General features: G+C 64.4%; 9 protein-coding genes. 2 read left to right on the forward strand and 7 right to left on the reverse strand.

The genetic code is table 11. The features are described from left to right. Positions 1-45 precede the first annotated feature (45 nt). The 7 genes from P0D87_RS28875 to paaA all read right to left on the reverse strand — a co-directional run bounded on the left by P0D87_RS28875 (position 46) and on the right by paaA (position 5,464). The gene (locus P0D87_RS28875) at positions 46-654 is read right to left on the reverse strand and encodes a TetR/AcrR family transcriptional regulator (protein ID WP_006053051.1); all 609 of its coding nucleotides are present in this window, start codon (positions 652-654) and stop codon (positions 46-48) included. Positions 655-665: 11 nt separating this feature from the next. After that, positions 666-1,481 carry a DUF1835 domain-containing protein gene (locus P0D87_RS28880; RefSeq protein WP_053858834.1) on the reverse strand — a complete coding sequence of 272 codons (816 nt, stop codon included), beginning with the start codon at positions 1,479-1,481 and terminating at the stop codon, positions 666-668. Positions 1,482-1,632: 151 nt separating this feature from the next. Further along, a complete protein-coding gene (paaE, locus tag P0D87_RS28885; RefSeq protein WP_006053053.1) occupies positions 1,633-2,721 on the reverse strand; it encodes a 1,2-phenylacetyl-CoA epoxidase subunit PaaE in 1,089 nt (362 codons plus the stop codon). 1 nt (position 2,722) lies between these two features. Next, on the reverse strand, positions 2,723-3,295 hold the full coding sequence (gene paaD / locus P0D87_RS28890; protein WP_053858833.1) for a 1,2-phenylacetyl-CoA epoxidase subunit PaaD: 573 nt from the start codon (positions 3,293-3,295) through the stop codon (positions 2,723-2,725). Positions 3,296-3,330: 35 nt separating this feature from the next. Beyond that, the gene (gene paaC, locus P0D87_RS28895; protein ID WP_053858832.1) at positions 3,331-4,134 is read right to left on the reverse strand and encodes a 1,2-phenylacetyl-CoA epoxidase subunit PaaC; all 804 of its coding nucleotides are present in this window, start codon (positions 4,132-4,134) and stop codon (positions 3,331-3,333) included. 8 nt (positions 4,135-4,142) lie between these two features. Then, on the reverse strand, positions 4,143-4,427 hold the full coding sequence (paaB, locus tag P0D87_RS28900) for a 1,2-phenylacetyl-CoA epoxidase subunit PaaB (protein WP_006053056.1): 285 nt from the start codon (positions 4,425-4,427) through the stop codon (positions 4,143-4,145). A gap of 38 nt (positions 4,428-4,465) precedes the next feature. Next, positions 4,466-5,464: a 1,2-phenylacetyl-CoA epoxidase subunit PaaA gene (gene paaA, locus P0D87_RS28905; protein ID WP_006053057.1), complete on the reverse strand. Its 999-nt coding sequence runs from the start codon at positions 5,462-5,464 to the stop codon at positions 4,466-4,468. A gap of 218 nt (positions 5,465-5,682) precedes the next feature. Here paaA and P0D87_RS28910 point away from each other — a divergent pair, with 218 nt between their 5' ends. Continuing rightward, a complete protein-coding gene (locus P0D87_RS28910; protein WP_053858831.1) occupies positions 5,683-7,311 on the forward strand; it encodes an NAD(P)/FAD-dependent oxidoreductase in 1,629 nt (542 codons plus the stop codon). A gap of 127 nt (positions 7,312-7,438) precedes the next feature. Next, positions 7,439-8,716 (forward strand): SGNH/GDSL hydrolase family protein, encoded by a 1,278-nt coding sequence (locus P0D87_RS28915; RefSeq protein ID WP_053858830.1) that lies wholly within the window; start codon positions 7,439-7,441, stop codon positions 8,714-8,716. Positions 8,717-8,965: the final 249 nt, after the last annotated feature.

Consider the following 8,965-nt stretch of genomic DNA (forward strand, 5'->3'; position numbering starts at 1 on the left):
CTTATTTACCGATGCCGCATATTGCTGTGCTGCGCCATCCCGCCATCAAGCCGGCGCGCAGCCCAGCCCGTGGTCCACCATGCTCACCACCTGTTCCGCGAATTCGCTATAGCCCATGCGTCCGCCGGGCTTGAGCCAGGTGAAGGTCCAGTTGATCATGCCGAATACCATCATCGTGAGCGCGGTCTGGTTTTCACGCGTGGCGCGCTCGGGGTAAGCGCGCGCGAGTTGCCGCGCAAACGCAGCGACGACGTCGCGCTGACGGTTGAGAATCACCTCGCGCTGCGCGTCGACGAGATACTTCACGTCGTTCAGCAGTGCGACGTGGCGGCTGTGCGACGTCTCGTATTCCGACAGGAACGCGCGGATCAACTCGGCAAAGGTCTCGCGCTCGGTGAGGCCGCGGCGCTGACTTGCGCCCTCCACCTCGGCGATGATCAGCATCAGCCGTTTGGTGTAGCGGTCCAGCAGATCGAAAAGGATCGCTTCCTTGCTCTCGTAATAGTGATAGAGGCGCGCTTTCGACGTGCCGCTCGCAGCGGCAAGGTCTGACATCGACGTGCTGGGATAGCTCGTCTGTGCGAATTTGGCCGCGGCCAGTTCGAGAATCTGTTCGCGCTGGCTTTCGTGGTCGGGGGCTCGGGTGCGGGCCATGGTCGTCTGTTTTATTCCTGTGGACAGGGGGCGAGCGCCGCGCACAGCTCGAGCGTCCGCCATGCGCCGGTGTCGCCGCGCAGCTTGATCCGGCGCGTGGCGGCCAGTTCGCGGAAGCGCCACAGCACGATGCTGTCGCTGACCAGAAACCCGAGCTCCGCGGTCATGACTTCCGCGGCCACTCGCGACGCCGGTTGCCAGTCCGCCGTCGCGTGCTCGAGTATCAGCGTGTCCAGATCGGCGAAGCTGCCGCTCGTGAAGGTGTTGTCGCGCCAGCGCCGCGTCTCGCCGTTTGCGTGCTTCGCTTCCTGCCATTCGAGCGCGAGCCGGCTGATGCGCAGCACAGAGATGGGCGCCGCGTCGGGCAAACGCGCGTGCAGCACGGACGGCGCGAACATGCCGACGGACGTCGCGCGGTCTTTGCGGCTGTACGCCCATGCGCCGGTGTCGGTGAGATCGCGGATCGACAGACGCACTTCGTTCAGGCGCTGCGGATTGTTCCGCAGGTAGTAGCAGACCCGGCGCAGCATCAATTGATCGGATGCGCTTTCGCCATGCCAGACCACGAGATTCGCTTCGCCGCGCGCAATCGCTTCGAGCGCTGCGGCCTGCTCGCGAAACTCGCGGACGAAATCGCGCTTCGTGTCAGCGCTCACGCGGTCCCAGAAGGTGGCGCGCACTTGCGGGTCGTCGTCGATTCCTCGCAACGGACCGACCGCCAGATCGTCGCGCAGTGCCTGCACGCGGTCGTCGCGGCCCGTTTCGCGCAACGCCGTGCGCAATGATTCCGCGGCGACGTCGCCGTTGGTGAGGTGGATGGTGCTCATCGGCCGTGGCTGGTTTTTGTACGCGATTAGACAAAGGGCCGCTCGCCTCGCGGACCGGAACGCTCCGACTGCGAGCGGCCCCTAGTGTAAGCGGATCGCGGAATGGCTCAAAGCACAGGGGCGCCGAACGTGCCGAACGCGGCAAGCGCGCTCAACGTTCGTCGTAGCTCACCACCACGCGATCGCTGATCGGATGGCATTGACAGGTCAGCACGAAGCCGTCGCGGATTTCATGCTCTTCGAGCGTGTAGTTCTTTTCCATCTTCACTTCGCCTTCGACGACTTTCGCGCGGCAGGTGCAGCACACGCCGCCTTTGCACGCATACGGCAGCGCGAGCCCGGCGCGCAGACCGACGTCGAGCACGCTCACGCCCTGATATGGCAGGCGCAGCTTGCGGCGCTTTCCGTCGAGCACGATTTCGAGTTCGGCTGCGGGCGTGTCGTCGGTGATTTCGACGGGCGGCACGCCCGCTTGCGGCAGCGGCGAGCCAAAGCGTTCCACGTGCACCTTTTCCGAAGGCACGCCGGCGGCTTTGAGCGCGGCTTCGGCGGCGTCCATCATCGGCGCGGGGCCGCAGATAAAGGCTTCGTCGATCGAATCGGCCGGCACCAGACTTTCCAGGAAGGCCGCGCATTTCTTCTGGTCGAGCACGCCGTTGAACAGTTCGACGTCCTGCAAATCGTCCGACAGCACGTGGTACAGCACGAAGCGGTTCATGAAGCGGTTCTTCAGATCCTCGAGTTCTTCGGCGAACATGATCTGATCCACGCTGCGGTTGCCGTAAATCAGCACAAAGGTGCTGCGCGGTTCGACCTCGAGCGTCGTCTTGATGATGGCGAGCACCGGCGTGATGCCCGAGCCGCCTGCAAACGCGACGTACTGCTGGCCGTGGTCCACGTTCAGATGCGTGAAGAAGCGGCCGTCCGGCGTCATCACGTCGATCGTGTGGCCGGGCTGCAGCGTGTCGAAGGCGAAATTCGAGAAGCGCCCGCCGCGCACGCGCTTGATGCCGATGCGCAGTTCGCCGTCGCGGTCGTAGTCGGTGACGCCCACGCAGATCGAGTAGGAACGGCGCGTTTCCTCTCCGTCGATGTGCGTTTTGAGCGTGACGAACTGGCCTTGCGTGAAGCGGTAAAGCTCGCGCAGTTCGGCGGGGACTTCGAAGGCAACCGAGACCGCGTCGGCGGTTTCAGGCCGCACTTCGCGGATACGCAGCGGATGAAATTGCGGGGTAGCCATATCAGTATGGTTTGAAATAGTCGAAGGGTTCGCGGCAGTCGAGGCAGCGGTACAAGGCTTTGCAGGCGGTCGAGCCGAATTGCGCGAGACGCTCGGTATGCGCCGAGCCGCAGCGCGGGCACGAAGGCGCGGGCAGCGCGCGCGGCACGAAGCGCATCACTTTTTCGCGCGGCCCCGAACTGGAATCGACTGTCGATCCGCAATTGCCGGTGGGCGGCGCGATGCCGTAGGCGCGCAGTTTGTCGCGGGCTTCGACGGTCATCCAGTCGGTGGTCCACGCCGGCGCGAGCACGGTGGCGATGCGATAAGGCGTGAGTCCCGCGACGTCGAGTGCATGCGCGACGTCTTCGGCGATCTGCGACATGGCCGGACAGCCCGAGTAGGTCGGCGTGATCACCACCTCGAGCGTGCCGTCGTCCGTGCGCCGCACGTCGCGCAGAATGCCGAGCTCGCGGATCGATACCACCGGAATCTCGGGATCGGGCACGGCTTCGAGCACCGCCCACGCGCGTTCGAGCGTGGCGTCGTCAATGGCATCGTCCAGGGCGGCGGTTGAAGCGGTCGAGGTCGTCATCGTCTGATTTGCCGTGATTTGCCGTGTTATCGCGATTACCAGGTCGCGCCGGGATGCTGCCGCGCGAGGCTTTGCATTTCGGCCAGCACGAAGCCCATGTGCTCCGAATGCTCGCCGTGCTTGCCGGTCGTGACGTGCTTGACCGGTTCGGGAAGCGTAAGCGTGGCCTGCTCGAGCGTGGCGCGCACGTCGTCGAGCCAGGCGGCTTCCAGATCGGCGCTGAGCGGGCCAATGCCAGCCGCGGCGATCGCTTCTTCCACGGCGTCGGTGCTGAAAAACTCGCGCGTGTACGGCATCAGGTAATCGAGCGCGGCCTGCGAGCGGCGGTGCGATTCCTCCGTGCCGTCGCCGAAACGGATCAGCCATTCGCTCGCGTGATGCACGTGGTAGCTCGTTTCCTTGATCGACTTCGACGCGATCGCGGCCAGTTGCGTGTCCGTCGATTGCGTGAGCGCGGTCCAGACATGCGCCATCAGCGTCGAATAAAGGAAATTGCGCACGATCGTGACCGCGTAGTCCTTCTCGGCTTGCGCCGTCGCGGACAGCGGGCCGTAGTGCGGCAATTCCGCCAGCGTGTAGTTGGCGAACTCGCGCTCGGCGCGGAAGTACGCGTAGTCGTCTTCGGTGCGGGTCTTGCCGGTGAGTTGCTGTTCGAGCGACGCCGCGTGCGTGTACAGCAGACGCGCCTGACCGATCAGATCGAGGCTCATGTTCGACAGCGCGATGTCTTCTTCGAGAATCGGGCCGTGGCCGCACCACTCGGCATTGCGCTGACCGAGAATCAGCGCGGTATCGGCGAGGCGCAGCACGTATTGCAGATGTTCTAGCGTGATGTTCATGGCCGCGCTTACATGTGGTTGACTTCGTCGGGAAGCGTGTAGAACGTCGGGTGGCGGTAGATCTTGTCGGCCGCCGGTTCGAACAGTTCCGCCTTGTCTTGCGGCGCGGACGCCGTAATCGCCGACGACGGCACCACCCAGATGCTCACGCCTTCCTGGCGGCGCGTGTAGACGTCCCGCGCCATGCGCAGCGCCATTTGCGCGTCGGCGGCGTGCAGGCTGCCGCAGTGTTTATGGTCGAGTCCCTGCTTGCTGCGCACGAAGACTTCCCAAATTGGCCATTCCTTGTTCATGCTGATCTCCTGATTCCTTGCCTGGCGAGCCGCGTTGTTCAGGCGGCGTGCTGTTGGGCGCGTTGGCGTTGTTTCTCGGCGTGGGCGATGGCGGCTTCGCGAACCCAGGCGCCCTCGTTATGCGCTTTGACGCGGGTGCCAAGGCGCTCGCGATTGCATGGGCCGTCGCCGTTCACGACGCGCCAGAATTCTTCCCAGTCGATGTCGCCGTAGTCGTAATGGCCGCGCGCTTCATTCCATTTCAGGTCGGGGTCGGGCAGCGTCACGCCGAGCACTTTGGCCTGCTCGACGGTGGCGTCGACGAATTTCTGACGCAGGTCGTCGTTCGAAATACGCTTGATGCCCCATTTCGACGACTGATTGCTGTGGATGGAATCCTTGTCGCTCGGACCGAACATCATCAGCACCGGCCACCACCAGCGGTTCACTGCCTGCTGGACGAGTTCGCGCTGCGCGTCGGTGCCGGACATCATCGACATCAGCGCGTCAAAGCCCTGGCGCTGGTGGAACGACTCTTCCTTGCAGATGCGGATCATCGCGCGGGCATACGGGCCGTAAGTGCAACGGCACAGCGGAATCTGATTCATGATCGCCGCGCCGTCGACCAGCCAGCCGATCACGCCGACATCCGCCCAGGTGGGCGTCGGGTAATTGAAGATGCTCGAATATTTGGCCTTGCCGGAATGCAGCGCCGCGACGAGCTGATCGCGCGAGACGCCGAGCGTTTCGGCCGCGCTATATAGATAGAGACCGTGGCCGGCTTCGTCCTGCACCTTGGCGAGCAGAATCGCCTTGCGCTTGAGGCTCGGCGCGCGCGTGATCCAGTTGCCTTCCGGCAGCATGCCGACGATCTCCGAATGCGCGTGCTGCGAAATCTGGCGCACGAGCGTCTTGCGATACGCGTCGGGCATCCAGTCTTGCGGTTCTATCTTGCCGTCCGCGGCCATGACGGCGTCGAATTGCGCCTGCTCCGGCGACGTCGCGCCGGATTCCAGCGGGGCCACGTTGCCGGGAATATCCAGGGATTGCGTGTACATGGGGACGCTCTTTCTGGGGGAGTTATCTGGTTTGCACAGTATAAGCCAACCGACCGGTCGGTTAATAAATTTTTTTGAGACAGACGGCGCTCGCTCCGACAGCAGCCGGCGCGGGCTTCGCGACCTGTTTTACTTTGCGCGGAAACCCCGCACCGGCGCTTAGCCTATAAAATTGCGAATTGGCCGCGATTGCGGCCCTCCTGCATCCCCGGTACCTCATGCTACGTCTAAGCGAAATCAAACTCCCGCTCGATCATCCCGAGAGCGCTCTCGAGGCCGCCGTCCGCGCGCGTCTCGCGGAACTCGGCGTGCCTCATGACGGGCTCGTCCGATACACCGTGTTCCGGCGCGCCCACGATGCGCGCAAGCGCGCCGACATCAAGCTGACCTACATCGTCGACGTCGAGGTCACGGACGAAGCCGCCGCGCTCAAGCGGATCGCCGATGTGCCGCATTGCGCCGTGACGCCGGACATGACGTACCGGTTCGTCGCCAGGGCGCCGGCGCCGTTCAGCGGGCCGCGTCCGGTGGTGATCGGCATGGGGCCGTGCGGGCTGTTCGCCGGGTTGATCCTGGCGCAAATGGGCTTCCGTCCGATCATCCTCGAGCGCGGCAAGGCGGTGCGCGAGCGCACCAAGGACACCTTCGGCCTGTGGCGCAAGTCGGTGCTGAACCCGGAATCGAACGTGCAGTTCGGCGAGGGCGGCGCGGGTACGTTTTCGGACGGCAAGCTGTATAGCCAGATCAAGGACCCGAAGCACTATGGCCGCAAGGTGCTGGACGAATTCGTGCGGGCCGGCGCGCCGGAGGACATTCTGTATCTGAGCCGGCCGCATATCGGCACGTTTCGCCTCGTGAGCATGGTCGAGAAGATGCGCGCGACCATCCACGAACTGGGCGGCGAAGTGCGTTTCGAAACGCGCGTGGACGATATCGACATCGATAACGGAAACGTGCGCGGGCTGACGCTGTCGACGGGCGAAACGCTGCGCTGCGACCATGTGGTGCTCGCCGTCGGCCACAGCGCGCGGGATACGTTTCAGATGTTGCACGACCGCGGCGTTTATATTGAAGCCAAGCCGTTCTCGCTCGGGTTTCGGATCGAGCATCCGCAGGGCTTGATCGACCGCAGCCGGTTCGGCAAGTTTGCCGGCCACAAGCAACTGGGCGCCGCCGACTATAAGGTGGTGCATCACTGCAGCAACGGGCGCGCGGTGTACAGCTTCTGCATGTGCCCGGGCGGGACGGTGGTCGCCGCGACGTCCGAGCCGGGGCGCGTGGTGACCAACGGCATGAGCCAGTATTCGCGAGCCGAGCGCAATGCGAACGCGGGAATCGTCGTGGGCATCACGCCCGACGATTATCCGGGCGGGCCGCTTGCCGGCATCGCATTCCAACGGAAATGGGAAGAGCGGGCGTTCGAACTGGGCGGCGGCAACTATATGGCGCCGGGCCAACTGGTCGGCGACTTCATTGCCGGACGGCCGTCGACGTCGCTTGGTTCGGTCGTGCCGTCTTATAAGCCTGGCGTGCATCCCACGGATCTCAGCACGGCGCTGCCCGACTACGTGATCGAGGCGATTCGCGAAGCGCTTCCGCAAATGGACAAGAAGATCGCGGGCTTCGCGATGCATGACGCGGTGCTGACGGGCGTCGAGACGCGGACGTCGTCGCCGATCCGGGTGCGCCGGCGCGACGACTATCAGAGCGTGAACGTCGAGGGCTTGTATCCGGCGGGAGAGGGCGCGGGTTACGCCGGCGGGATCTATTCGGCGGCGATCGACGGGATTGAAGTGGCTGAAGCGCTGGCTTTGAAGATGACGGGTGAGCTGGAAGTCGCCGGATGAGCGTATTGGCTGTGCGTTGCGGGCTTTGTGCGTTTGCGTATGCCTGTGCGCGTGCCGCGCGGGCCGGCCCGCGTCGGCCGACGCGGATCGTGCACAATGGCCGTTTCGCTTGAAACCAAGTACACGAATGACCATTCGCTCTCTGGCCGCGGCATGCGGCGCCGCGCTGCTTTGCCAGCTAGCCGTTCCCTCCTCTGTCGCCGCCGCTGGCACGGACGCCTCGGCGCATTGGGTCACCGCGTGGGCAACCGCGCTACAGCCCATTCCGCAACGCGCTGACTTGCCGCCGCTGTATCGCGCGCCTGAAGTCGCCGGGCGCACAGTCCGTCAGATTGTCTACCCGACGCTGTCGGGAAAATCTGTGCGGATCCACCTCAGCAATGAATACGGCAAGACGCCGCTCGTTATCGAGGATCTGCGCATTGCACGGTCGGCGGGCGGCGCTGCCGCGTCGGCTGGCGGCGGCGCGCGTGTGACCTTCGGCGGGAAGCCGAGTGTGAGCGTTGCGCCCGGCCGCGAGCTGGACAGCGACCCAATCGCGATGGACGTCGCGGAAGGCGCGCCGTATGCCATTAGCGCGTTTATGGCGCCGGACCAGCGAGTGGTCGCGTGGCACCGGGTTTCCAGCCAGCTTAATTATGTTTCCAGCCCCGGCAACCACGCGGCGGACGCGACGGCAGAAGCGTTTCGCGGGCGCTTCACTCAATACTTGTGGGTGACGGGGCTGTCCGTCGACGCCGCGCCGGGATCGACGGCAATTGCGGCGATCGGCGATTCGATTACGGACGGCATGCGCTCCAGCCTGAACCAGAACCGCCGATGGCCGGACGCGTTCGCCCGCCGATTGGCCGGCTCGGGGAACCGCTCGACGGCCGTGATCAATCTCGGTATCAGCGGCAACCGGCTGCTTAACGATTCTCCGTGCTATGGCGACGCGCTCGTCACGCGATTTGGGCGCGACGCGCTGGAGCGGCCCGGCGTCAAGGCGGTGATTCTGCTGATCGGCATCAACGACATTAATTTCGCGGCGATGCCGGCGCGCAGCGGGCTCGACTGCGATTTCCCGCACGCGTCGGTGACGGCGGCCGACCTGATCGCGGGCTATCAGCGGGTGATCGCGGCCGCGCGACGGGCGGGAGTCAAGGTGTTCGGCGGGACGCTGACGCCCGCAGCGCTTCCGGCGTCGCGCGAGAACATCCGGCTGGCCGTCAACGAGTGGATCCGTTCCAGCCATGCTTTCGACGGCGTAGTCGATTTCGACGCCGCGCTGCGCGATCCGGCTGAGCCCGGACGTCTGCAGCGCAAGTACGATAGCGGCGACCACATTCACCCAAGCGATGCTGGTTACGCAGCTATGGCGGAAGCGGTTTCCGTCGACGGAGCCGTGAATTCGGCGCGCAAATGAGTGACTGACGATAAAGTTCTCGCCAAACCCTTGAAATAAGGCTCTGGGCCGCCTATGATTTCGTCCTCGTTTGCGAACGAGGGCCGCGACGGGAAGGAGCGGCGGTGACGTCAACAAAGTTTTAAGCGAAAGCGAAAAAATGGGGTTGACGAACCGAAAGAGAGTCTTCATAATCTCGCTTCTCTGCTGCTGATGCAGCGACGCAGAGCGAAGCAGTGCCGGGGTGGTTGAAGCAGGCGCTGTGAAGTG

The organism is Paraburkholderia sp. RL17-368-BIF-A (assembly GCF_046054045.1).
GTDB lineage: Bacteria > Pseudomonadota > Gammaproteobacteria > Burkholderiales > Burkholderiaceae > Paraburkholderia > Paraburkholderia graminis.

Coding starts and splice junctions, on each gene's coding strand:
- P0D87_RS28875 (WP_006053051.1), bottom strand. CDS start 654: ATGGCCCGCACCCGAGCCCCCGACCACGAAAGCCAGCGCGAACAGATT.
- paaE (WP_006053053.1), bottom strand. CDS start 2,721: ATGGCTACCCCGCAATTTCATCCGCTGCGTATCCGCGAAGTGCGGCCT.
- P0D87_RS28915 (WP_053858830.1), top strand. CDS start 7,439: ATGACCATTCGCTCTCTGGCCGCGGCATGCGGCGCCGCGCTGCTTTGC.
- paaC (WP_053858832.1), bottom strand. CDS start 4,134: ATGAACATCACGCTAGAACATCTGCAATACGTGCTGCGCCTCGCCGAT.
- P0D87_RS28910 (WP_053858831.1), top strand. CDS start 5,683: ATGCTACGTCTAAGCGAAATCAAACTCCCGCTCGATCATCCCGAGAGC.
- paaB (WP_006053056.1), bottom strand. CDS start 4,427: ATGAACAAGGAATGGCCAATTTGGGAAGTCTTCGTGCGCAGCAAGCAG.
- paaA (WP_006053057.1), bottom strand. CDS start 5,464: ATGTACACGCAATCCCTGGATATTCCCGGCAACGTGGCCCCGCTGGAA.
- P0D87_RS28880 (WP_053858834.1), bottom strand. CDS start 1,481: ATGAGCACCATCCACCTCACCAACGGCGACGTCGCCGCGGAATCATTG.
- paaD (WP_053858833.1), bottom strand. CDS start 3,295: ATGACGACCTCGACCGCTTCAACCGCCGCCCTGGACGATGCCATTGAC.